Origin of the sequence: Rhodococcus sp. NPDC003318, assembly GCF_042879035.1 — a bacterium.
Taxonomy (GTDB): Bacteria; Actinomycetota; Actinomycetes; order Mycobacteriales; family Mycobacteriaceae; genus Rhodococcus_G.
This window is the reverse complement of record NZ_JBIAOU010000001.1, coordinates 259,221-286,220: the sequence shown is the minus strand read 5'-3', so window position 1 is coordinate 286,220 and position 27,000 is coordinate 259,221. Positions and strand designations below refer to the sequence as shown.

Genomic DNA, 27,000 nt, shown 5'->3' with positions numbered 1-27,000 from the left:
CGACGAAGCCACGCTTCCCGCGTGAGGATTCGGATGCAGGAATTCCCATCGGCCGATCCACACCAGCACAGCGCGCAGTCGCAGGTCGCCGCCGACGAACCGGAGGGTTCGCCGACGGCCTTTCCGCTGTCTGCGGTCCAGCACAGCGTGTGGTTCGGGCAGCAACTCGGTCCGACGACGCCGATCTTCATCGCGCAGTACGTGGATCTGCACGGCGACGTGGACCTCGACCTGCTACGTGCCTCGGCGGTGACCGCGGCCCGCGAGTTCCAGTCGCCGTTCCTGCGGTTGGTGGACACCGGCGGGGAGCCGCGTCAGATGGTCGACCCCTCGATCGACACGTCGATCGCGGTGTTCGACTTCCGGCAGGAGAAGGATCCGCGCGCTGCCGTGCACGCGTGGATCGACCACGACTACGTCACTCCGATCCAACTGACGCGGGACCGACTGGTGGAGATGACCATCCTCCAGGTCGGTGACAGGGACTACCTGTGGTATACGCGAATTCACCACGTCGCGCTCGACGGCTACAGCGGGATGACGATGGTGAACCGCATCGCGGCGCTCTACACCGCAGCGGCGGCCGGCGTCGATCCGGAGCCGAACCGGGCTCTCGACCTGCGCACTCTCTACGAGCTGGATCAGCGGTACCGCTCGTCGAGCCGGTTCGACACGGACCGGGAGTACTGGGCCGAGCACGTGCGAGGCATCGAGGCCGGCTCCACGCTCGCGCACCGGGGTGGCCCCGCCGCGGCTCGGAGCCGGGTGGAGAGCGCGCAACTGACCGACGAGGCGCTCGATCGGCTCGACTCCTCCGGCGCCCGGGTCGGCGCGACGCCCGCGGCACTGCTGATCTCCGGCTTCGCCTGCTACCTGTCGAGAATGACGGGCACCCGCGACGTGCTGGTGAACGTGCCGGTGTCCGCGCGCACCACCGCGCCGCTGCAGCGCTCCGGCGGCATGCTCGTCAACGTCGCCCCGCTCCGGATCACCGTCCACGCCGACGACACCGTCGCCGACCTCGTCCGGCGGGTGCAGCTGGAACTGATGGGCGCGCTGCGTCACCAGCGGTGCAGTCTCGAGGACATCCGGCGTGACGCCGGCCTGACCGGTGCCCGGCACGGGCTGGCGGGGCCGATGGTCAACGTGATGCTCTTCCGTCAGGAGATCACGCTCGGACCGATCGTCGGCGAGTACCACATCGTGACCTCCGGACCCGTGCAGGACCTGCTGGTCAACATCTACCAGAGCGGTACGCCGGCCCGGACGCTCGTCGATTTCCGCGGCAACCCCAACCGGTACGGCGAGGACGAGCTGCGCACGCATCACCGGCGCTTCGTCGACCTCGTGGAGGCCCTGCTCGCCGCCGAGCCGACCACCGTGCTGGCGGACATCCACCCCGAGTCGTCTCGGATCGGTGCGCGCATGCTGCGCGAGAGTGCCGAGCTGGCGTTCTGGACGCAGGAGCTGGCCGGGCAGCCGGAGTCTGCGGTGTTGCCGCGCGCCGGCCCAGCGCCACCCGTCGGGACCGGACGGGGCTCGGTCACGCATGTGCTCGGCCGCACGCTGCACAGCGCGGCCACAGCGACCGCCCACGGCCTCGGCATCGGGCAGTTCACCATGCTGCACACCGCACTGGCCGCGGTCCTGAGCAGGCTCACCGACACCGACGACATCGTCGTCGCCGCTCCGGTGCCGCTCCGGTCGCCCGAGGCGATGCCGTCCGGATCCGCCACCACAGCCCGCCGGAACACCGTCGCCCTGCGTACTCCGATCGATCCGTCCGCCCCCTTCGCCGACCTGGCCCGCGAGACCGGCGAGTGCGAGCGCCGCGCCTTCGCCCACCCGGAGACCCCGTTCGAGCGGGTCGTCGAGACGCTCGGCGCCTCCCGTCCGCGCGTGACGTTCGACGTTCACACCGCCGACTCCGCCCCGATCGCTCCGGCGGCCACCGAGCTCACGGTCGACCTCACCGAACGTTTCACCGCACGGGGCGCGCCCGCCGGTATCGACGTGCGGTTGACCTTCGACAACACCGCGCTCGACGTTGACACCGTGACCGCCCTGATCGATCGGTTCGAGCGACTGCTCGCCGGGGTCGCCGAGGATCCCGAACGGCCGGTGGGGGACGTGCCCATCCTGGGCGCCGCGGAAACCGCGGCGCTGACACCGGTGACGGGCGAGGGCGCCGTCGCCCCGCGGACCCTCGACCGGATCCTTGCCGATGCCGTGGCCGTCGATCCCGACCACGAGGCGGTCGTGGCCGACGGGCGCAGCCTGACCTACCGTGAACTCGACGAACGGGCCGACAGGCTGGCCGGACGCTTGTCCGCACACGGGATCGGGCCGGATTCCGTTGTGGCCCTGGCCATTGCGCGTTCGGTCGAGTCGGTGGCCGCGGTCTGGGCGGTCGCTCGCGCCGGGGCTGCCTTCCTGCCCGTGGACCCGGACTACCCGGCGGACCGGATCACGCACATGCTCTCCGACTCCGGCGCCGCACTCGGCCTGACCGTCCGCGGGCACCGCAACGAGTTGCCCGACACCACCACGTGGCTGGTTCTCGACGACCCGACCGCGGAACCGGACCCGCCACGGGTCGGTCTTGCAGCGGCGACCCGCCCGGTGCATCTCGACGACGCGGCCTACCTGATCTACACGTCCGGATCGACGGGCCTGCCCAAAGGCGTGGTGGTCACCCATCGTGGGCTGGCGAACCTCGCCGCGGAGGAACGCGAACGGTTCGCGATCACCCCGGACTCCCGCACCCTGCACTTCGCGTCGCCGAGCTTCGACGCGTCCGTGCTCGAACTGTTGATGGCCGCAGGGGCCGGGGCAACGATGGTCGTCGCCCCGCCGCACGTGTACGGCGGCGTGGAACTGGCGGACATCCTGCGCAGCGAGCGGGTTACACACGCGTTCGTCACCCCCGCGGCGCTGGCGTCCGTCGACCCCGCCCGACTCGATCGGCTCGAGTGCGTGGTCACCGGTGGTGACGTGTGCCCGCCCGCGCTGGTCCGGCAGTGGGCTGGAGCAGGCCGCCGGATGTTCAATGCCTACGGCCCGACCGAGACCACCGTCGTCGCCGGCATCAGCGCCGCGCTGCGCCCCGGCGACGCCGTCACGATCGGCGGGCCGTCCCGCGGGTGCGGTGAAATGGTGCTGGACCGACGGCTGCAGCCGGTGCCCGAGGGTGCGGTGGGGGAGCTGTACGTCACGGGGGACGGGCTCGCCCGCGGCTACCGCCGTCGGCCTGGGCAGACCGCGGGCCACTTCGTGGCGGACCCGTTCAGCACCACCGGCGGGCGGATGTACCGGACCGGCGACCTGGTGCGGTGGCATGCTCGCGCGGGCGGCGGCCCGGCGAGCACGACCGTGCGCGAACTCCAATATCTCGGTCGCAGCGACTTCCAGATCAAGGTCCGTGGCTTTCGCATCGAGCTCGGTGAGGTCGACGCCGTGCTCCGGGCGCATCCGACGGTCGCGTTCGCGGCGACCGTCGGGCGCGCCGGCCCCTCGGGCGACGTCGTGCTGGTCGGCTACGTCCTGCCCGGGGCCGGCGCCGCCATCGACGAAGGCGACCTCCTCGCGCACGCCGCGGAGTCACTGCCCGCGCACATGGTGCCCGCGGCCCTCGTCATTCTCGACCGAGTGCCGTTGACCCCGGCGGGCAAGCTGGACCGGGGGGCGTTGCCGGAACCCCGTTGGGGCGGGACCACCGCCGAGTACCGGGCACCACGCACCTCGACGGAGGGGACGGTCGCGGCGGTGTTCGCGGACCTGCTCGGGCAGCGCCGGGTCGGTGCCGACGACAGCTTCTTCGACCTCGGCGGCGAGTCCCTGGTCGCCACGCGGGTGATCGGACGGGTGAATGCGGCGCTGCCGGTGCACCTGAGCGTGCGTGACCTGTTCGCGGAACCGACGGTGGCGGGACTGGCGCAGCACGTCGACCGGATTCTCGAGAACGCGGATCCCGTCCGGCCGGAACGGGATCGGCCCGCACTGGTCGCGCGGGACCGCCCGGACCGGCTTCCGCTGTCCCCGGCGCAGCAACGGATGTGGCTGGTGAACCAGTTCGACACCGCGTCGCCTGCCTACAACATTCCCTTCGCCGTGACGTTCACGGGGGACCTCGATCGTGCGGCCCTGCAGACCGCGCTGGGTGACGTGATCGGCAGGCACGAGGCCCTGCGGACGGTGTTCCCGGCCGATGCGCGGGGGCCGTACCAGGTGATCCTGCCTGCGCCGAACGTGGCGGTGGACCTGACACCCGTCGTCGTGGACCCGGAACGGGTCGGGGAGTCGGTCGACGCGACGACCGCCGCAGGTTTCGATGTGCGCGAGGGTGTTCCGCTGCGCATGGTGCTGTTCCGGACCGGGCCGCGGCGACACGTCCTGGCCGTCGTGCTGCACCACATCTCGGCTGACGGGCAGTCCGTCGCGCTGCTGGCCCGGGACGTGGCGGCGGCGTACGCCGCGCGGGTGGCCGGGCGCGAACCCGATTGGGATCCGCTGCCGCTGCAGTACGCCGACTACGCCCTGTGGCAGCGCGAACTGCTCGGCCCCGAGGACGATCCGCAGTCGCTCGCGGCCCGGCAACTCGCCTACTGGAGTGACCGGCTCGCCGAGCTTCCGGCGGCGATCCCGCTGCCGCACGACCGTCCCCGGTCGACACGCACGACCGCGTCCGGCGGCCGGATCGAGTTCGACGTCGGGGCCGGGATCCACCAGGACCTCGTCCGGATCGCGCGCGAGCACGGCTGCACGCTGTTCATGGCCCTGCACGCCGCGCTCGCGGTGCTGCTCGCCAGGCTCGGCGCCGGGCCCGACGTCGCAGTGGGCACACCTGTCGCCGGCCGCGGTGAGCCCGAACTGGACGACCTCGTCGGCATGTTCGTCAACACCCTCGTCCTGCGCACCACGGTCCGGCCCGAGACCACGTTCGCCGACCTGCTCGCCCAGGTGCGAGAGACCGACCTGGGAGCGTTCGCCCACGCCGACCTGCCGTTCGAGCGACTGGTCGACGAGTTCGCCTCGGACCGATCACCCATGCACGCGCCGCTGGTGCAGGTACTGCTGGAGTTTCAGCACGGCGAGCCCACGGCGGTGGCGATGCCGGGACTGTCCGCCGAGGCGGCCGAAGTGGACCCGGGTGTCGCCAAGTTCGACCTGCAACTGGGAGTACGGGAACGGTTCGACGAGTCGGGGCGCGCCGCCGGCCTGTCCGCGACCCTGCGGTTCGTGACGGACCTGTTCGACCGCACCACGGTGGCCGCGATCGGCGACCGCTTGGTGCGGATCATCATCGCGGTGGCCACCGATCCGACCGCAGTGGTGGGCGACATCGTCCTCACCGACGAGCGGGAGCGGGCACTGGCCGCCGGGGAACGGCCCGGTCGCGCGGGGCTGTCGGCCACACCGCGCGTGGCGCCGCCGGCCACCCTGCCGGAACTGTTCGCGAGCGCCGCGGACCGCAGCCCGCACGCGTGCGCGGTCGTCTCCGGGGACACCCGCATCCGGTACGCCGACCTGGCGGCGCGCGCCAACAGGGTGGCCCGTCTGCTGATCGCTCACGGTGTGGGACCGTCGTCGCTGGTGGCGGTCGCGATGGCGAGGTCGGACGAGCTGCCCGTCGCGTTGCTCGCGGTCCTCACGGCGGGCGCCGCGTACGTCCCCGTGGACGCGGAGTATCCGGAGGAACGCATCGCCCACGTGCTCGCCGACGCGTCCCCGGTGTGCGTCCTGGCTGACGGCGCGGCGAGCTCTCCGTCCCTGCGGGACAACGGCATTCCGGTCATCGACCTCGGCGACCCCGCGGTGGTCGGCGCGCTCGACGAGCTGTCGCCGGAGCTGGTGACCGACGCCGACCGAAACGCGCCGCTGCACCCGGACTCGCTCGCGTACGTGATCTACACGTCCGGGTCCACCGGACGACCCAAGGGAGTTGCGGTCTCCCACCGCAGCGTGACCGCGTTGTTCGCCGACGCGCAGGAGTTGTTCCGCTTCGGCGGCGACGACGTCTGGACGATGTTCCATTCGTACGCCTTCGATTTCGCGGTGTGGGAGCTGTGGGGGGCGCTGATCCACGGCGGCACCGTGGTGCTGGTCGACCCCACCACCGCCCGCTCGCCGGGGCACCTGCTGCAGTTGCTGCAGGACGAGGCGGTCACCGTCCTGTGCCAGACCCCGAGCGCCTTCTACCAGCTGGCCGACGCCGACCGGGCTCGCACCGACGACGGAGACGCCGCAGCGCTGCGGCTGCGGTACGTGATCTTCGGCGGCGAGTCGTTGGATCCCGGGCGTCTCACCGGATGGTTCGCTCGCCGAGGGGATTCGGCGCCGCAGTTGGTGAACATGTACGGGATCACCGAGACGTGTGTCCACGTGACGCACGGCCCGCTGACCCGCACATCGGGCTCCTCCGGTCGGGGGTCGCCGATCGGCCGCGCACTCCCGGGGCTGCGCGTGCGCGTGCTCGACGAGCGACTGCACGTCGTTCCGCCCGGCGTGACGGGCGAGTTGTACGTGTCGGGAGTGCAGCTGGCGCGGGGCTATCCGCACCTCGCCGGGGAGACCTCGGCGCGGTTCGTCGCAGACCCGTCCGGCGCGGGCGCACGGATGTACCGCACCGGCGATCTGGGCCGGTGGCGGCCGGACGGCACGCTCGAGTACGCGGGCCGCGCGGACCACCAGGTGCAGGTGCGCGGATACCGGGTGGAGCTGGGCGAGGTGGAGGCGGCGCTCGCGGCGGTGCCGGGGGTGTCGTCCGCGGCGGTGGTTGCGGACGAGGGACCCGTCGGGATCCGGCTGCTGGGATACGCGGCGCCGGACGCCGGTACCGTCCTCGATCCGGAGGATGTGAGAGCGTCCGTTGCCCGGACGCTTCCGGGCTACATGGTGCCCTCGACGGTGATGATCCTGGACCGCCTCCCGGTCACCGCGCACGGCAAACTCGATCGCGCGAGCCTGCCGGACCCGGGGCTCGCCGCGGACGGGTACATCGCCCCGCGGAACCCCGTCGAGGAGATCCTGGCGGGGGTTGTCACCGATCTGCTCGGGGTCGACCGGGTCGGCGTGGACGACGGATTCTTCGCTCTCGGGGGCAACTCGCTGGTGTCTGCGCAACTGGTCGCCCGCATCAACGACGCGACCGGCGCCGCGCTCGGCATTCGGGACGTGTTCGACGGCCCCACCGTCGCCGAGCTCGCCCGGCGGGTCGGCGGGGACGGCAGCGGGGTGCGCCGGCCTCCACTCGGCCCGCGTACCCGGCCGGGCCGGATCCCGTTGTCCCCGGCACAGCAGCGGATGTGGTTCGTCAACCAGTTCGATCCGCAGTCACCGGCCTACACCATCTCGTTCTCGCTGCGGCTGTCGGGTGACCTCGACGTCCCGGCACTGCAGGCCGCGCTCGGCGACGTCGTCGCCCGGCACGAATCCCTGCGCACGGTCTACCCGCTCACCGACGACGGGCCGTGCCAGAAGATTCTCCCCGCCGAACTCGCCGCGCCCCGACTCGAGATCACCCGGGTCCGCGATGCCGACGATCTGCGCGTCCGGGTGCGGGAGACGACGGCGCGGGGTTTCGACGTCGCGGAGCAGGTTCCGTTGCGGGCGAGCCTCTTCCGGGTCGACGAGACGAACCATGTGCTCACCGTGGAGTTGCATCACATTCTCGCGGACGGCTTCTCCCTGAACCCGTTGGCGCGGGACGTGGCCGCCGCGTACGCGGCGCGACGGAGTGGCAGCGCGCCGAAGTGGTCTGCCCTGGCCGTCCAGTACGCGGACTACACACTGTGGCAGCACGATTGGCTGGGCAGCGGGGACGACGCATCGTCCCCGCTCGCCCGCCAGCTGGACTACTGGACGGCCACCCTGGCGGGCCTGCCCGAGGTGCTGGACCTGCCGAGTGACCGGACCCGCCCGGCGGTCCGCTCGCAGTCGGGTGGGCGCGTGGAGTTCACGGTGGACGAGCGGCTGCACCGGAGCCTGGTGGCACTCGCCCACCGGCACGACGCGAGCGTGTTCATGGTGGCGCACACGGCACTGGCCGCCCTGCTGTCCCGGCTGTCCGGCACCGACGACATCGCGGTCGGCACCCCGATCGCCGGCCGCGGCGCCGCCGCCCTCGACGACCTGGTCGGCATGTTCGTGGGCACCCTCGTGCTGCGCAGCGATGTCGGGGGCGCGTGCTCGTTCGGTGAACTGCTGCACCGGGTCCGGGAGACGGACCTCGGCGCGTTCATGCACGCGGACATCCCGTTCGAGCAGGTCGTGGAGGCGCTGGATCCGCCCCGCTCGCAGGCGCACACGCCGTTGTTCCAGGTGATGCTCGAGTTCCGGTCCATCGCACGGCCGGATCTCGCGCTGCCGGATCTGCGGGTGGAGGCGCTCGATTCCGACGACGTGGCCGCCAACTTCGACTTGCAACTCACCGTGGCCGAGGAATTCGACGCCGCAGGCGGACCGGCCGGACTGGCCGCCGGCCTGGTGTACGCCACCGACATGTTCGACGAGGCCACCGTGCGGACCTTCTGCGACCGGTTCCTGAGGATCCTGGAGGCGGTGGCCGAGGACCCGGACCTGCCGGTGGCGGACATCGACATTCTCGACCGAGTGGAGCGGGTCGCGCTGACCGCGGTGCCGGGTCGACCGGGCGGGCCGCCGCGCACGCTGGCCGCGCTGCTCGAGGCGGGCGCGGCGATCGATCCGCGAGCACCGGCGATCCGGTTCGACGGACACGAGATCTCCTACCGCGACGTCGACCGGGCGTCGACCCGGCTCGCCCGCAGCCTGATCGACGCGGGCATCGGACCCGGGTCGGTGGTCGCGCTGGGCATGCCCCGCGGCGTCGAGTACGTGATCGGCGTGTGGGCCGTTGCGAAGACCGGGGCCGCCTTCGTCCCGATCGACCCGGCGCACCCGGCGGACCGGATCGCCTTCATGCTGCGCGATTCGGGTGCGGAACTCGGGCTGACCGTCCCGCAGTCCCGGAACTCCCTGCCCGGCGAGCCGCGCTGGTGGGTGGTCGCCGCCGACCGGCTCACCAGCGATGCCACGGCCGTCCCACCGATCCGGGATGCCGATCGGACCGCCCCGCTACGGCTCGACCAGGAGGCCTACCTGATCTACACCTCCGGGTCCACGGGAATTCCGAAGGGCGTGACGGTCACTCACCGCGGGCTCGCGGCGTTCGCCGACCATCTGCAGTGGCGGTGCCGGACGACTTCCCGCTCCCGTACCCTGCACTGCTCGTCACCGAGCTTCGACGCGTCGGTCCTCGAATTCCTCCTCGCATTCGGCGCGGGCGCGACGATGGTGATCGCGCCGCCCGCCGTGTACGGCGGCGACGAGCTGAGGCAGCTTCTCGCGGCCGAGCGGGTGACGCACTGCATGCTCACGCCGACGGCGCTCGCCGCGACGGATCCGGCCGGCCTCGACGACCTCCTGTGTGTGCTGTCGGGCGGCGAGGCGTGCCGGCCCGACGTGGTGGCCCGCTGGGCCCCGGGACGGCGGATGTACAACGCCTACGGTCCGACGGAGGCGACCGTCGCCGCGAGCATCAGCGACCAGCTCATCCCGGGCGACACCGTCACGATCGGCGGCCCGGGACCGGGTTTCCGTGTGCGCGTGCTCGATCGCAGACTGCAGCCGGTGCCGGTCGGGGTGCCCGGCGAGCTGTACCTCGCGGGCCCGGCACTGGCCCGCGGCTACCACCGGCGTCCGGCACTGACGGCCGGCCGATTCGTCGCCGAACCCGGCGGGGACCCAGGCCACCGGATGTACCGGACCGGGGACGTCGTGCGTTGGACCCGCGACGGCCGGCTGGTCTGCCTGGGTCGCGGCGACCGGCAGGTCAAGGTGCACGGCTTCCGGATCGAGCTCGGCGAGGTCGAATCCTGCCTGACGGCAGACGGTTCCGTCGGTCAAGCGGTGGCCGACGTGCGAGCGGTCGGGGGCGGGGGAGACCGGCTGATCGGGTACGTGGTGCCGACTTCCGGAGCGGTGCTGGACACGGCACGCCTGCACGAGGCACTCTCGGCGCGGCTACCCGGCTACCTGGTCCCCGCGCACCTGGTGGTGCTTCCCGCGCTGCCGACGACCGTGCACGGCAAACTCGATCGGGCGGCGCTGCCGACGCCCGAGGTGCAGGTGTCGGCGGGCAGGGCGCCGTCGAGTGCAGCGGAGGAGAACCTGGAACGACTGTTCGCGGAGGTGCTCGGCCTGGGCGCGGTCGGGACGGACGACTCGTTCTTCGCCCTGGGCGGCGACAGCATCCTGTCGATCCAGTTGGTGGCCCGGGCGAAGACGGCGGGGCTCTCCCTCGCACCGCGGGACGTGTTCGACCACCCGACCGTCGCCGGCCTCGCCGCGGTAGCAGACGCACGCGTCGCGTCCCGCCCGCCGAAGCTCGAGGAGTCGCCCGGCGGCGGTGTCGGGGAGGTGCCGCTCACCCCGGTCCTCGCGTGGATGCTCGACCGCAGCGCCGGCCGGATCGACCGGTTCTCCCAGTCGGTGCTGCTGGCGCTGCCGGCCGGAGTCGACCGGGCCACGCTCGAGATCGCGGTGCAGGCCGTCCTCGACACACACGACACCCTCCGGGCCAGGCTGGTTCGGGACGATGCCGGTGAGAGTGGTTGGCGCATGACGGTGCCCGGCGTCGGCTGTGTCGCCGCCCGGGACGTGCTGACGCGGGTCGAGGTGGAGTCGGTGGACGACGCGGCGTTCGACGTCCGCGCCTCCGCGGCCGCGGACGCCGCGGCCGACCGCCTGGACCCGGCCGCAGGCACGATGGTGCAGATCGTGTGGTTCGACGGACCGTCCGGCACCGGACGGCTGCTGCTGGTCGTCCACCACACCGTCGTCGACGGTGTGTCGTGGCGAGTGCTCGTGCCGGACCTCGCGTCGGCATGGGCGCAGGCGTCGGAGGGGCGGGTGCCCGATCTGCCCCCGGTGGGCACGTCGATGCGCCGCTGGGCGCGCGCACTGGAAGACGTTGCCCCGCAGCGCATCGGCGAACTCCCGATGTGGGAGCGGATCCTGGCCGGCGACGACCCGACGCTCGGGTCGCGACCACTGGATCCGGTGCGCGACATCTCGGCCACCACCGAGGTGGTGACGAGCGAGGAATCGCCCGACGTCACGGCGGCCGTACTCACCGCCCTCCCGGAATCGTTGCATGCCGACGTCCTGGACGGGCTGCTCACCGCTCTCGCGATGGCGGTGGTCCGCTGGCGGCGAGAGCGGGGCGGCGAGCGGTCCGACGTTCTGCTCGGCGTCGAGGGGCACGGGCGGGAGGAGTCGGCGGTCCCCGGTGCGGACCTGACCCGCACGGTCGGCTGGTTCACGACGCTGTCGCCGGTGCGCCCGGACCTGTCGTCGATCGACCTCGGCGAGGCGTTTGCCGGCGGCGCGGCGGCGGGCGCCGCTGTCAAACTCGTGAAGGAGCGGTTGCGGGCGATCCCGGATCGGGGTATCGGGTACGGGCTGCTCCGCGGGCTCGCCGGGGAGCCCGGCGCGCGGGTGCGTGGGTGGCGCGACCCCCAGATCGTGTTCAACTACCTGGGCAGGATCACCGCAGGCCAGGGCCTGATCACCGGCACCGCCGGCCAGGGCCTGATCACCGGCACCGCCGGCCAGGGCCTGATCACCGGCACCGCCGGCCAGGGCCTGATCACCGGCACCGCCCGTGACGATCCGCAGGCGTGGCTGCCCACTCCGCGGCACGGCCTCGGTGGCGCTCGCGATCCGCGGATGCCGGCGACCGCCGTCATCGACGTCGCGGCCGGGATCGTGGCGCGGCCGGAAGGAGCCGTTCTGCAGTCCTCCTGGACGTTCCCTGCCGGGGTGCTCGATGCGGACGACGTGCGCCGCCTCGTCGACCTGTGGCAGGGGGCGCTGGGTGCGCTCGCCGCGTACGCCCGTACACCGGGCGCGGGCGGGCTGACCCCGTCGGACGTCGATCTCGTGCCGCTCGACCAGGCGGCGATCGACGCCCTCGAGGCACGGCGACCCGGGCTCACCGACGTGTGGCCGCTGACCCCGCTGCAGTCGGGACTGCTGTTCCACGCCCGCCTCGCGGAGCGTTCGCTGGACGCCTACACCGTCCAGCTCGTCGTCGAGCTGCACGGACGACCGTCGCGGGAGCGGATGCGCCGCGCTGCGCAGGCGCTGCTCGATCGCCACCCGAACCTGCGGGCATGCTTCGTGGAGGATGACACGGGCGAGACGTACCAGATCGTCGAGGGCCGGATTCCGGTGCCGTGGAGTGAGATCGACCTGACCTGCCACGACGCGGCGGCGGGCACCGGACACCTGCGTGAGCTGCTCGCTGCGGACCGGGCAACTCCGTTCGTGATGGACCGTGCACCGCTGCTGCGCTTCACCCTGATCCGAACGGGTGCGCACGAGTACCGGCTGCTGCTCACCCACCACCACATCCTGCTGGACGGCTGGTCGACGCCGCTGCTGCTCGCGGAGTTGCTCACGCTCTATGCGGCCGACCGGGAGACGCCGGCAGCTCCCGGGGGCGAGTACCGCGACTACCTGGCGTGGCTGACCGCGCAGGATCACACCTCCGCCGTCGAGGCCTGGCGCCGGGCCCTCGACGGCGCCGACGGTCCGACCCTGCTGGCATCGCAGATCGACGACGTCGTGCCGGTCGCCGAACCGGGGGAGGTGACGCTGACACTGTCCGCCGAGGAGACCGCCGCGCTGGTGGCGGCGGCCCGGGACCGCGGGGTGACGGTCAACACCGTCGTGCAGGTCGCCTGGGCGCTGGTACTGGGCATGCTGACCGGGCGAACCGATGTCGTGTTCGGTGCGACGGTGTCTGGTCGTCCGCCGCAGGTGACCGGGATAGAGTCGATGATCGGACTGTTCGTCAACACTGTTCCGGTGCGGATCGCGTTCGACCCCCGGGAAACGGTCGGCGAACTGCTCGGCCGGGTGCAGTCGGAGCAGGCGACGATGCTCGACCACCACCACATCGGGCTCGCCGAGGTCGCGCGGGAGGCGGGTCGGGCGGCGACGTTCGACACCCTGACCGTCTTCGAGTCGTACCCCGTCGACCGCTCGGCGCTGGCGCGCGGCGCGGACATCGCCGGACTGCGGGTGACGGGTGTCGAGGGATTCGACGCCACGCACTACCCGCTGACCGTGCTGGCGCGGTTGGACGACGGCCTGCACCTGACTCTGAAGTACCGGCCGGACCGGTTCGACCCGACCGAGGTGGACTCGATCACCGACCGCATGCGGTGTGCGTTCGCGGCCGTGACCCACGATCCGGCGTGTCCCGTGGCCCGGGTCGACCTGCTCTCCGCGGACGAGCGGGAGACGGCGGCGCCGATTCGGGGCGGCGCGCCGAGCATGCCCCGCCTGTTGCCCGAGATCCTGGTCGCCGGGGCCGCGACCGGGCCCGAGAACATCGCGGTGGAGTCGGGGGACACCCGGCTGTCGTACCGGGAGCTCGACACGGAGTCGAATCGGTTGGCGCGGTACCTGATCGGTGCGGGGGCGCGGCCGGGAGCGACGGTGGCGATCGCGCTGCCGCGGTCCGCGTGGTCGGTGACGGCCGTGTGGGCGGTGGCGAAGACCGGTGCGGCGTTCGTCCCGGTCGACCCGACGTACCCGCGCGACCGGGTCCGGCACATGCTCACCGACTCCGGTGCCGTAGTGGGGCTGGCGCTCACCCCCGATCGCGACAATCTGCCAGACACTGTGCGCTGGCTCCTACTCGACGACCCGGCATGCGCCGCGGACGCGGCCGCGCACCCGGCGGATGCCGTCGACGAGCGGCCGAGTCCCCTGCACATCGACGACGTGGCGTACCTGATCTACACGTCGGGGTCGACGGGCCGGCCCAAGGGAGTGAGCGTCACCCATCGCGGCCTGTCGAGCCTGCTCGCCGCACAGCGCGACCGTTACGCGATCCCGGCGACCGCGCGGTGCCTGCACGTGTGCTCGCCGAGTTTCGACGTCTCGGTCCTCGAGCTGCTGCAGGCCGCGACTGTGGGCGCGACCCTGGTGATCGCGCCGCCGGGTGTGTACGGAGGCGCCGAACTCGGCGTACTCCTGCGCCGCGAGCGGATCACCCACGCCTGCATCACACCTGCCGCCCTCGCCACCCTCGATCCCGATCGTGTCGACGCCCTCGACGTGCTGGTCGTCGCCGGCGACGCCGTCGGTCCGGACCTGGTGGCCGACTGGGCGCCGGGACGAACGATGCTCAACGGATACGGGCCGACCGAGTCGACCGTCCTGACGACGATCAGCGCACCCCTGGAGCCCGGGGCGCGGGTGCCGATCGGCGATCCGGTGCGCGGCACCGACCTGTTCGTCCTCGATCGCTTCCTTCGGCCGGTCCCGGCCGGTGTGCCGGGAGAGCTGTACATCGCGGGAGCGGGGCTGGCCCGCGGCTACCACCGCCGGGCCGCCTTGACGGCCACGCGATTCGTGCCCGCCCCGCGCGGCACGCCCGGCGACCGGATGTACCGCACCGGTGACGTCGTCCGGTGGCGGCCGGAGGGAACGCTCGACTACCTGGGCCGCAGCGATTTCCAGGTCAAGGTGCGGGGACTGCGCGTCGAGCTCGGGGAGATCGACGCGGTGGTCGCCGCGCACCCGGCGGTCGGGTTCGCCGTCACGGTTGCGTGGCCACGCGACGCCGGCGACCCGTTGCTGGTGACGTACGTGGTGCCGAAGTCCGCGGACGGCGTCGACATCGACGCCGTGACGGACCACGCAGGTCGGCTCCTGCCGACCCACATGGTGCCGGCAGCGGTGACGGTGCTGGGCGCGGTGCCGCTCACCCCGGTCGGCAAACTGGACCGTGCCGCGCTGCCCGAACCGGACTTCGCCTCGCTGACACCGCGATTCCGGAGGGCCGGCAATTCCACCGAAGCTGATCTGGTCACCGTGTTCGCCGAGGTGACCGGCGTCGACCGGGTGGGTGTCGACGACGACTTCTTCGCCCTCGGCGGCAATTCCCTGAGCGCGACGCGCGCCGTGGCCCGGATCAACCGGGCGCGCGGCAGCCGGATCGGGGTACGTGACCTGTTCGAATGCCCGACCGCGGCGGCGCTCGCGCCCCGGTGTGTGCGGGCCGCCGCGCCGCCCGGCGACGAGTTGCGCACGGGCACCCGGCCCGACCGGATTCCGCTGTCGCCGGCACAGGAACGCATGTGGTTCGTCAACCAGTTCGATCCGGCGTCGGCCGCGTACAACGTGCCGATGGTGTTGCGGTTGTCCGGCAGCCTCGACGCGCCGGCCCTGCGGCGGGCATTGATCGACGTGGTGGAGCGTCAGGAGTCGCTGCGGACGGTGTTCCCATCGCCGGCTGCCGGCCCGTCCCAGCCGGCCGCCGGGCCGGCGCAGGTGACGGTGCCGGCGGCCGGCGTGGTCGGCGAGCTCACGCCGGAGCCGGTCGCCGCGGACCGGGTACCTGCCACCGTCGCCGAGATCGTGCACGAGGGATTCGATGTGGCGCAGGAGGTTCCGGTGCGGGTACGGCTGCTGCGCACCGCGGCGGACGACCACATCCTCGTGCTGGTGGTTCATCACATCGTGGCCGACGGATTCTCGATCGGCCCCCTGGCCCGGGACGTCGCGACGGCGTACACGGCGCGGGTCGGCGGCAGTGCACCGAACTGGGCGCCGCTGCCCGTCCAGTTCGCGGACTTCGCCGTGTGGCAGCACGCCCTGTTGGGCTCCCGGGACGACCCGGACTCGCGCGTCGCACGCGAACTCGCCTGGTGGGAGGGCCGATTGGCGGGGGCGCCTCCGGTGACCGCGCTGCCGTTGGACCGCCCGCGCGAGGTCCGGCGCTCGACCCGCGGCGGCCGGGTGCCGCTCGCGGTGGATCCCGGCGTCCACCGCGGCCTCGTCGACCTCGCCCGCCGGCACGATGCGACGGTGTTCATGGTGGTCCACGCCGCGCTCGCGGTGCTGCTGTCCCGGGTGGGAGCCGGCCGGGACGCCGTGGTCGGAACCCCGGTCGCCGGGCGCGGTGAGGCCGAGCTGGACGACGTGGTCGGCATGTTCGTCAACACCCTGGTGCTGCGCACCGCGGTCGACCCGGGGGATTCCTTCGCGGCGGTGCTCGCCGGGACGCGAGACGCGGACGTGGATGCCTTCGCGCACGCCGACATGCCGTTCGAGCAACTCGTGGAGCGGTCGGCGTCCGCGCGGTCCACATCGCACACCCCGCTGTTCCAGGTGATGCTCGAGTTCCGCAACGTCGAACGCCCTCGCGTCCGGCTGCCGTCACTGTCGGTCGAGATGTTCGACGTGGAGCTGGGCGAGGCGAAGTACGACCTCCAGTTCGGGATCGGCGAGCGGTTCGACCCAGCCGGGGCCCCGGCGGGGTTGGCGGGCGAGCTGCTGTTCGCAACCGACGTGTTCGACAGTTCCACCGCGACGACGCTCGCGGACATGTTCGGCCGCGTGCTCGGGGCCGTCGCGGCCGATCCGTCCGCCGCGGTCGGCGACATCGACGTCGTGGGGGGGTCCGCGCGAGAGGAGGCGGCGGAACTCGCGTCCGGACCAGTGCGGACCACATCGGTGGACGCGACATTGCCGGACCTGTTCGCCGCGGCTGTCGCGGCCGATCCGGACGCGGTCGCGGTGGTCGCCGGGGACACGCGGATCACCTACCGCGAACTCGACGAGCGTTCGAACCGGTGTGCGCGCTGGCTGATCGACCACGGCATCGGTCCGGAATCGGTGGTCGCGGTGATGATGCACAGGTCGGCGGATCTGGTGACCGCGCTCGTCGGGGTCACGCGGTCGGGCGCGGCCTACCTGCCGGTGGACCCGTCGTACCCGGCGGCGCGGATCGGGTTCCTGCTGGGCGATGCGGCCCCGGCCTGCGTACTGGTCGACGCGAGCGTGCCGGGGGACCTCCTCGATTGCGCACCGGTGGTCCGGCTCGACAGTCCCGACATGCGCGCCGAGCTCGAAACCCGGGACACCGCGCCGGTCACCGACGCCGATCGCACCGGTCCGCTGCACGCGGACTGCGTTGCGTACGTGATCTACACGTCCGGTTCGACCGGGAGGCCCAAGGGCGTCGCGGTGACGCACCGGAACGCGGTGACGTTGCTGACCGGCGCCCGCGCCGTCCTCGGCTTCGGCCCGGGCGACGTGTGGACGATGTTCCACTCGTTCGCGTTCGACTTCGCGGTGTGGGAACTGTGGGGGGCCCTGGCGTTCGGCGGCCGGCTGGTCGTCGTCGGGCACGACACCGCGCGTTCCCCGGACGAGCTGCGGAACCTGCTGGTGGCCGAGTCGGTGACGATGCTGAGTCAGACGCCGTCGGCTTTCCACCAGTTCGCGCAGGCCGATGCTGCGGCCGAGGGCGGAACCCTCGCGTTGCGCTGGGTGGTGTTCGGCGGCGAGGCACTGGACACGGCCCGGCTGGCGGGATGGGTCGAGCGGCACGGCGTCACCGCGCCGGCCCTGGTGAACATGTTCGGAATCACCGAGACCTGCGTGCACGTGACATGGCGGGTGATCGACGACGAGACAGTCGTCGGCCCGCGTCACACCGGATCGGTGATCGGTCGTGGGCTACCGGGTGTGCGGGTATGGGTGCTCGACGAGCGGCTGCGTCCCGCACCGCTCGGGGTGGCGGGCGAGCTGTATGTGTCGGGCGCGCAGGTGGCGCGGGGATACCGGGGACGGCCCGGGCTGACCGCGGGACGCTTCGTCGCCGACCCACTCGGTCCAGCGGGGCGGATGTACCGGACCGGCGATCGGGCCCGCTGGACTTCGGACGGCGAACTCGAGTTCCTGGGGCGCAGCGACTCCCAGGTCCAGATCCGCGGATTCCGGGTGGAGCCGGGGGAAGTCGAGTCTGCGCTCACCGCGGTTCCTGGCGTCGCGTCCGCGGTCGTGCTCGCGCGACCAGGGCCGGTCGACGGCGCCACGCGTCTGGTGGCCTACGTGGTCCCCGAGTTCGGCGCCGACCTCGATTCGGCGTCCGTCACGGAGGCCGTCGCCCGTCGGTTGCCCGGATACCTGGTGCCGTCCGTGACGACGGTCCTCGCGGAGTTCCCGATCACCGCGCACGGCAAGATCGACCGCGCCGCACTCCCGGAACCGCGCCCCGACGCGGTGGGCGGGAGAGCACCCGGCACCGGGACCGAACTCCTGCTGGCGAGACTGTTCGCGGAGCTGCTCGGGGTCGAGACGGTCGGTGTCGACGACTCGTTCTTCGGGCTCGGCGGCGACTCCATCATGTCCATCCAACTGGCGTCGCGGGCGAAGGCGGCAGGCGTGACGTTCACGCCACGTGACGTCTTCGAGCGCCGCACCGTCGCCGGCCTCGCCGAGGTCGCCGACCTCACCGGTCCCGAGGGCGTCGTGGTACTGCCGGAACTGCCGGGTTGCGGTGTCGGTGACGTTCCGCTCACCCCGATCATGCGCTGGATGATCGAGCGTGCCGGTGCGCACAGTGGCGGCGACTTCCGCCGGGTGTCGCAGTCGGTCCTGCTCGCGGTTCCCGACGGACTCGACGGCGACACCCTCACGGGTGCGGTGGGCGCGGTCCTGGACCGGCATGACATGCTGCGGTCGCGGCTGCGCCGGGACGCCCGCTCCGAGTTCGGATGGCGGCTCGAGGTGAGACCGCCGGGGGCGGTGCCTGTCGACACGATCGTGCGGCGGCTCCCGGTCGACTCCGTCGCCGGGGCGGACCGCGTGGCCCAGGACGAATTGGAGGCGGCGGTCGACCGGCTGGACCCGGAGTCCGGCACCATGATCCAGTTCGTGCACTTCGTCGGTGCCGACGCGGCCCGGCTGCTGGTCGTCGCCCACCATCTCGTGATCGACGGGGTCTCGTGGCGGATCCTGATTCCCGACCTCGCGCTCGCCGCCGCGCAGGCCGCGGCCGGCGCGCAGCCGGACCTACCCGCGGTCGGTACCTCGATGCGGACCTGGGCGGACGGGCTCGTGCAGGCGGCGCGTGGCCGGGCCGTCGAGCTGGACCTGTGGCGGTCGATGGTCGCGTCGGCGGGACGCGCTGTGCCCGAGCTGGATCCGTCGGTCGACGTCGCGGGCACCGTCGAGCGAGTCGAGGTGGAGCTGCCGGCCGACGTGACCCGTGGCCTGACGACGACGGTGCCGCGCGTCTACCACGGGTCCGTGGAGGACGGACTGCTCACCGCGTTGGCGCTCGCGCTCGCGGCCTGGCGGCGCGGCCGGGGCGTCGACGCCGGCCGCGTCGCGGTGGTGGTCGAGGGCCACGGCCGGGAGTCCCAGGCGGTGCCGGGCGCCGACCTGTCCCGCACCGTGGGGTGGTTCACGTCGATCCACCCGGTGCGGCTGGATCTGTGGGGTGTGGACGTGGACGAGGCCCTCGGCGGTGGCGCCGCCGCCGACGTGGCGGTGAAAGCGGTCAAGGAGCAGCTGCGCGCGGCGCCCGACCACGGGATCGGGTACGGCCTGCTCCGGTACCTGAACGACGAGACCCGGTCCGCGCTGCGCGGACTCCCCGAACCGGAGATCAGCTTCAACTACCTCGGTCGATTCGATGCCGGATCCGATTCCGATGACGGAAGTTGGCGTCCGGTCACGGAATCCGGCCTGCGCGATGCGGTCGCGGCGACCGTGCCGGTGGCGTTCGCGCTCGACGTCAACGCGGTGACGGTGTCCGGTCCGGACGGCCCGCGGATCAGGACGACCTGGGACTTCCCGCGTCGCGTGCTCGATGCCGGGGACGTCGGACGCCTGGCGCAGGAGTGGATCGTCGCCGCGCGGGCGGTGGTCGAGCGGGCGAGCGCGCCGGGTGCGGGCGGGCGGACCCCGTCGGATCTGGGTCTGGTGCACCTGGACCAGGCGGCCGTCGAGCGGTTCGAGGCCCGGTTCCCGTCGCTGTCCGACGTGTGGCCACTGACACCGATACAGCGCGGCATGTTCTTCCATGCCGAACTCGCGGGCGCCTCGGTGGATGCGTACCTGGTGCAGCTGATCCTCACGCTGGGCGGCGAGGTGGACTCGCTGCGTATGCACCGTGCGGTCCAGGGTTTGCTCGACCGGCATGCGAATCTGCGCACGGCGTTCGTGCGCGCGCCGGACGGGGAGGCCGTACGGATCGTCACCGGCGAGGTGGCCGCGCCGTGGACGGAGACCGACCTGCGCGGGTTCGCCGAACCGGCGGCATCGGAGCAGCTCGGTGAGATCCTGGCCGATGACCGCACCCACCCGTTCGACATGGCATCGCCGCCACTGCTGCGGATCGGCCTGGTGCGCATGCCCGACGGCACGAGCCGGCTGATCCTGACCAACCACCACATCCTGCTCGACGGGTGGTCGACGCCGCTGCTGCTCGAGGAGTTGGTCGTCCTCTACGCGACCGGCGGCGACGACTCCGCGCTGCCGCGGGTGCGCCCGTACCGCGACCTTCTCGCATGGCTCGCGGCGCAGGACCGGCCGGCGGCGCTGCGCGCGTGGGCCGATGCCTTCGACGGGACGGACGAGCCGACCCTGCTGGTCCGCGACGGGTCCACCACCACAGCGCGGTCCGCGCCGTCGCGGGACCTGCGATACGAGTTGGACGACGCGGCCACCGAACGACTGCGCGCAGTCGCGCACGAGCGCGGACTGACGCTCAACACCGTCGTCTCGGTCGGGTGGGCGATCGTCCTCGGGCTCCTCACCGGTCGCGACGACGTGGTGTTCGGCGCCACCGTGTCCGGTCGGCCCCCGCACGTGCCCGGCATCGAAACGATGATCGGACTGTTCATCAACACCGTGCCGGTCCGGGTCCGCCTCGATGCCGCGGAGACCCTTGGTGCGTTGCTGGATCGGGTGCAGGCGGAGCAGGCGGCGCTGCTCGATCATCACCACGTCGGACTGACCGATGTCCAGCGCGCCGCGGGACCGGCCGCGGGCTTCGACACGCTCACCGTCTTCGAGTCCTATCCCGTGCGCAGCGCGCTGTCCGCGGACACCGACATCGCGGGGATGCGGCTGCAGGGCGTCGAGGTCCGCGACGCCGCCCACTACCCGCTGAGCGTGGTCGCATCCGCGACCGACCGTCTGCGCCTGACGATGAAGTTCCACCCGGACCTCGTCGACCGGACCGCGGTCGACGACGCCGCCCGCCGGCTGCTGCACGTGCTGCACGCGATCGGTGACGACCCGGAACGGCCCCTGGCCGGACTCGACCTGTTGACCGCGGACGAACGCCGGATGCTGGCGCCGGTTCGGGGAGGTCCGGGCAGTGCCGCCCGCACGCTCCCCGAGATCCTGGCGGAGGCGGCCGCCCACGATCCGGAGGCGGTCGCACTGGTCGCCGGCGCGCACGCGGTCACGTACCGGGACCTCGACGCCCGGTCCTCTCGCCTGGCGCGGGCACTGATCGACCACGGTGCGGGTCCGGAAACCTACGTGGCGCTCGGCATTCCACGGTCCGTCGAATCGGTTCTCGCGATGTGGGCGGTGGCGAAGACCGGGGCCGCGTTCGTCCCGGTCGACCCGGACTATCCGGCGGAGCGGGTCGGGCACATGCTCGCCGACTCCGGTGCCGGCGTCGGGCTCACCGTCGCCGCGCATCGGCACCGGTTGCCCGACACGGTGCCGTGGCTGACACTCGACGACCCCGGATTCGCCGCGGACTGTGCGTCCCGATCGGCGGCGGTGGTGACCGACGCCGAGCGCACGGCACCCCTTCGGATCGACAATCCCGCGTACCTGATCTACACCTCCGGCTCCACCGGCAGGCCGAAGGCGGTCACCCTGACCCACCGGGGCCTGGGGAACTACGCCGACGAGCAGCGGGACCGGTGCGCGGTGACCGCGGACTCCAGGACGTTGCACTTCTCGTCGCCCAGCTTCGACGTCTCGCTGCTCGAGTACCTGCTGTGCTTCGCCGCCGGCGCGACGATGGTGATCGCGCCCCGCACCGTCTACGGCGGCACGGATCTGGCCGCGGTGCTGAGGAACCAGCGCGTCACCCACGCCTTCATCACGCCGGCAGCCCTCGCCTCGATCGACCCGACCGGGCTCGACGACCTGCAGTGCGTGATGGTGGGAGGGGAGTCCTGGCCGCCGGATCTGATCGCGGACTGGATGCCGCAGCGCCGCATGGTCAACGTGTACGGGCCGACGGAGACCACGATCGTGGTGAACATCGAAGACTGTGTGCCGGGCGTCGTGCCGATTCCCCTGGGCGGCCCGATCCGTGGGGTTGCCGAGACGGTCCTCGACGCGCGACTGCAGCCGGTGCCCGTGGGCGTCGAGGGCGAGGTCTACATCGCCGGTCCCGGTCTGGCCCGCGGCTACCACCGCAGGGGAGGCACCACCGCGGGACGATTCGTCGCCGACCCGTTCGGCGCGCCCGGCGAGCGGATGTACCGCACCGGCGACGTAGGGGTGTGGACCCGGGACGGGAAGCTCGAATACCGCGGGCGCAGCGACTTCCAGGTCAAGGTCCGGGGTTTCCGCATCGAACTCGGCGAGATCGACGCCGTACTCGCCGCACATCCCGACGTGCGGTTCGCGGCCACCCTCGGCCGTCCCGGTCCGGGTGGCGACACCGTGCTGGTCTCCTACGTGGCCGCGGTCGACGGCCGGGACATCGTTGTCGACGACCTCCGGGCCAGGCTGTCCGCGAGGGTCCCCGACTACATGGTGCCCGCGTCGATCGTCGTGCTCGACGAGATCCCGCTCGGCCCGACCGGAAAGCTGGACCGTCGCGCGCTGCCGGACCCCGGGTTCGGCCGCACCCCGACATCGTTCCGGGCGCCGACCAACCCTGTGGAGGAGGCGGTGACCGAGGTGTTCGCGACCGTGCTCGGCGTGGACCGCGCCGGCACCGACGACGACTTCTTCGAACTCGGCGGAAATTCACTGTCCGCGACGCGCGTCGTCGCCCGACTCCGGGAAACCCTCGGCATCGAACTGGGGGTCCGTGCGCTCTTCGCGGCACCGACGGCGGCGGCACTCGCCGAGCGTATCGAGCACTCGGAAGCGGGAGCCTCAGGTCGTCCGACTCTCGAGCCGGCCGATCGGCCGGACGAGATTCCGCTGTCGGCGGCGCAGCAACGGATGTGGTTCATCAATCAGTTCGACACGGCGTCTCCCGCCTACAACGTCCCGCTGGTGGTGCGTCTGAAGGGTGCCCTCGACGCACTGGCCCTCGGCGCCGCACTGACCGACGTCGTCGACCGGCACGAGTCGCTGCGGACCGTCTACCCGACCGGACGCGACGGCCCCGTGCAGCAGATTCGGCCGGCGGCCGAGGCGGTACCCGACCTGCGGCCGGTGCCGATTCCGGACGAGCACGAACTGGCCCGGCGGATCCACGCCGAGGTGTCCGCCGGATTCGACGTCTCCGCCCGGGTGCCGGCCCGCGGCGCCCTGTTCGAGCTCGGTGCCGACGACCACGTACTGGTACTGGTGGCGCACCACATCTCGGTCGACGGGCTCTCGACGGTCCCGCTGTCCCGGGACCTGGTCCGCGCGTACGCGGCGAGGGCGGCGGGCCGCGCGCCCGTATGGTCACCCCTCGCGGTGCAGTACGTCGACTACACGCTGTGGCAGCGCCGCCTCCTCGGTGACGCGGACGATCCGGGGTCGGTGGCCGCCCGGCAGCTCGACTACTGGACGTCGACACTCGCGGGGGCGCCGGACCTGCTTGGTCTGCCGACGGATCGACCGCGCCCGTCCCAGCAGTCGTTCCGCGGCGCGCGAGCGGGTTTCGCGATCGAACCGCAGCTGCACCGCAGGCTCGAGGAGTTCGCCCGGCGGCACGGGACGAGCATGTTCATGACCGTGCACGCCGCGCTCGCGGTGCTGCTGAGCCACCTCGGCGACACCGATGACATCGTGATCGGCACGCCGGTCGCGGGCCGGGGAGAACCGGCGCTCGACGACCTGGTCGGCATGTTCGTCGGAACGCTGGCGCTGCGCACCCGGATCGATCCCGCCCAGTCGTTCGCGGATCTGCTGGCCGCCGTGCGGGAGGTGGACCTCGGTGCCTTCGCGCATGCCGACCTCCCGTTCGAGCGGGTGGTCGAGGCGCTCGACCCGCCGCGCTCGACGGCGTACTCGCCGATCTTCCAGGTGGCGTTGGAGTTCCAGAACGACACGCGGGCCCGCCTCGACCTGCCGGGCCTGACGGTCGAGGGCCTCGCCGTGCCCTCCGGTGTGGTGAAGGAGGATCTCGAATTCGTGCTCGCGGAGCAGTTCAACGGAGCGGGCGCCCCGGCCGGCATCGCCGGGAGCATCGAGTACGCGACGGATCTGTTCGACGACGACACGGTGCGCGGTGTCGCGGATCGGTTCCTCCGGATCCTCGACTCCGCGCTCGCCGATCCGAGCGCCGCGGTCGGCGACCTCGCGATCCTGCGTGACGACGAACTGCGCGACCTCGCTCCGGCCCGCGGCGGCCCCGACGCCCCGGAGTTGCTCCTGCCCGCGCTGTTGGCCCACGCCGCCCACGACCCGGAGGCCGTCGCGGTCGCCGGTGACGGCATCGAGGTCTCGTACGGCCAGCTCGATCGGCGGTCGAACCGGCTGGCACGGCTGCTGATCGGCCGCGGAGCCGGGCCGGAGCGCTCCGTCGCCCTCGCGCTGTCGCGGTCGCTCGAATCGGTGCTCGCAGTGTGGGCGGTGGCGAAGACCGGGGCGGCGTTCCTGCCGGTCGACCCGGACCACCCGGCCGGGCGGATCGAGCACATGCTCGGTGACTCGGGTGTGACGCTGGGGCTGACCGTCGACCAGGTTCGCAATCGTCTGCCCGACCATGTCGACTGGGTGGTGCTCGACGATCCCGACACCGCCGAGGTGGTCGCGGTCATGTCGGACACGGCGATCGGCGACGCCGAGCGGATCCGCCCCCTCCGCGTCGACCACCCCGCGTACCTGATCTACACGTCCGGCTCGACCGGTGTCCCGAAGGGCGTCGTCCTCACCCATCGGGGTCTGGCGAACCTCGCCGCCGAGGAGCGCACCCGCCTCGACGTCACCCCGGATGCACGCACCCTGCACTTCGCGTCCCCGAGCTTCGACGCATCGGTCTTCGAGATGGTGATGGCGTCGAGTGCGGGCGCGACCATGGTGGTCGTCCCGCCATGCGTGGTCGGGGGCGCGGATCTGGCCGCGGCCCTCGAAACTGGTTGCGTCACACACGGCTTCGTAACCCCGACCGCGTTGGCGTCGGTGGATCCGGCCGGGCTCGACGCACTCCGGACACTCGTCGTCGCCGGTGAACCGTGCCCCGCGGACCTGGTGGCGCGGTGGGCACCCGGCCGCACGATGGTCAACGCGTACGGCCCCACCGAAACCACGATCATGTCGAACATCAGCGCCCCGTTGGCCGCGGGTGCCCCGATCACGTTCGGTGGACCGATCCGCGGCGTGTCCGAGCTGGTGCTCGATGCGCGCCTGCACTCGGTGGCACCCGGGGTGGTGGGGGAGCTGTACGTCGCGGGTTCGGCCCTCGCCCGGGGCTACCACCGGCGGCCCGCGCTGACCGCCGAGCGCTTCGTCGCGAACCCGTTCGGCAGGCCGGGCGAAAGGATCTACCGCACCGGCGACCTGGTCCGTCGACGGACCGACGGCACGTTCGAGTACGTCGGCCGCAGCGACTTCCAGGTCAAGGTCCGCGGCTTCCGCGTCGAGCCCGCCGAGATCGACGCCGTGCTCGCCGCGCAGCCGGGCGTCGGGTTCGCGGTGACGCTCGCGCGTACCGGGCCTGCGGGCGACACGCTGCTGTGCTCGTACGTGCGTGCCGCCGGGGATACGCACCTCGCGCCCGGAGAGCTCCGCCGTGCCGCGGCGCAGCAGCTCCCGAGCCACCTGGTCCCGGCGTCGGTGACGGTCCTCGACCGGATCCCGTCCACCCCGACCGGCAAACTCGACCGGGACGCGCTGCCGACGCCGGAGTTCGCGTCGGCCGTGTTCCGGGAACCCACCGGTCCGCTGGAGTCGGCGGTCGCGAGCGCGTTCGCCTCGGTGCTCGGGGTCGAGCGGATCGGCGCCGACGACAGCTTCTTCGACCGCGGCGGCAACTCGCTGCTGGCGACCCGCGTGGTCACGGAACTCCACGAGCGGCTCGGACCGGAGGTCTCGTTGCAGATGCTCTTCCTCGATCCGACACCCGCCGGGATGGCCGGCCGGATCGGCGCCCCGGCCGCCGCCGGTGCCGAGGACGCGCTCCGGGTCGTGATCCCGCTGCGCGGCAGCGGATCCGGCAGGCCACTGTTCTGCGTCCACCCCGGAATCGGGTTGTCGTGGGGATACACCGGGCTGGTCCGGTACCTCCCCGCCGACCGACCCGTGTTCGGCCTGCAGCTGCCCGCGATCACCGGCGGTCCGGGGTACGGATCGATCGAGGAGCTCGCCGGGCGCTATGTCGACGAGATCCGCGCGATCGCACCCGAGGGGCCGTACGACCTGCTCGGCTGGTCCCTCGGCGGCGTCCTCGCACATGCGATGGCCGTCGAGTTGCAGGGTCGGGGTGAGTCCGTCTCGACCCTGGCGGTCATGGACAGTTACCCGGACAACGGCTCGGACCCCCTTCTCGGACGGCTGGAGCTCGCGGACCTGCTGCGCGGTCTCGGACTCGACATCGGTGTGCCCGACCGGCATCCGGATCTGACCTATGATTCCGCTGCGAGGATGCTGGGCGAGTTCCTCGGCAGCGGGGGGATCACGGCGGCGCACCTCGAGCGGATCAACGACGGCTACGCGCACTCGCGGCTGCTGGTGCACCGCTTCGAGCCCGGTGTGTTCGACGGTGACCTACTGGCGTTCCCGGCGCAGCGCGGGCAGGACGGGGGAACCGACCGGTCGCCGCAGGAGTGGCGCCCCCTCGTCACCGGTCGCATCGCGGACCACCCCGTCGACTGCGGGCACAACGAGATGATCGAACCGTCGTCGTGGGCCGTGATCGGTCCGGTGCTCGCCGCCCACCTGGGGAGCTGACGGCTACCGCCGGCGCAGGTGTGCCGAGCCCGGTACGTGTTCACGGGTGCGGTCCCGCGGCCCGGCACGAGATCG

The 27,000-nt window shown here is 72.4% G+C and carries 1 protein-coding gene; it reads left to right on the top strand.

Going from position 1 to position 27,000, the window contains the following annotated elements; genetic code table 11:
* Nucleotides 1-33: 33 nt before the first annotated feature.
* Nucleotides 34-26,925 carry a non-ribosomal peptide synthase/polyketide synthase gene (locus ACFYVR_RS01190; protein WP_387468771.1) on the top strand — a complete coding sequence of 8,964 codons (26,892 nt, stop codon included), beginning with the start codon at nucleotides 34-36 and terminating at the stop codon, nucleotides 26,923-26,925.
* The last annotated feature ends 75 nt before the right edge of the window (nucleotides 26,926-27,000 follow it).

What these genes read in the sequence shown, in the direction of transcription:
- ACFYVR_RS01190 (WP_387468771.1), top strand. Translation starts at nt 34, where the DNA reads ATGCAGGAATTCCCATCGGCCGATCCACACCAGCACAGCGCGCAGTCG.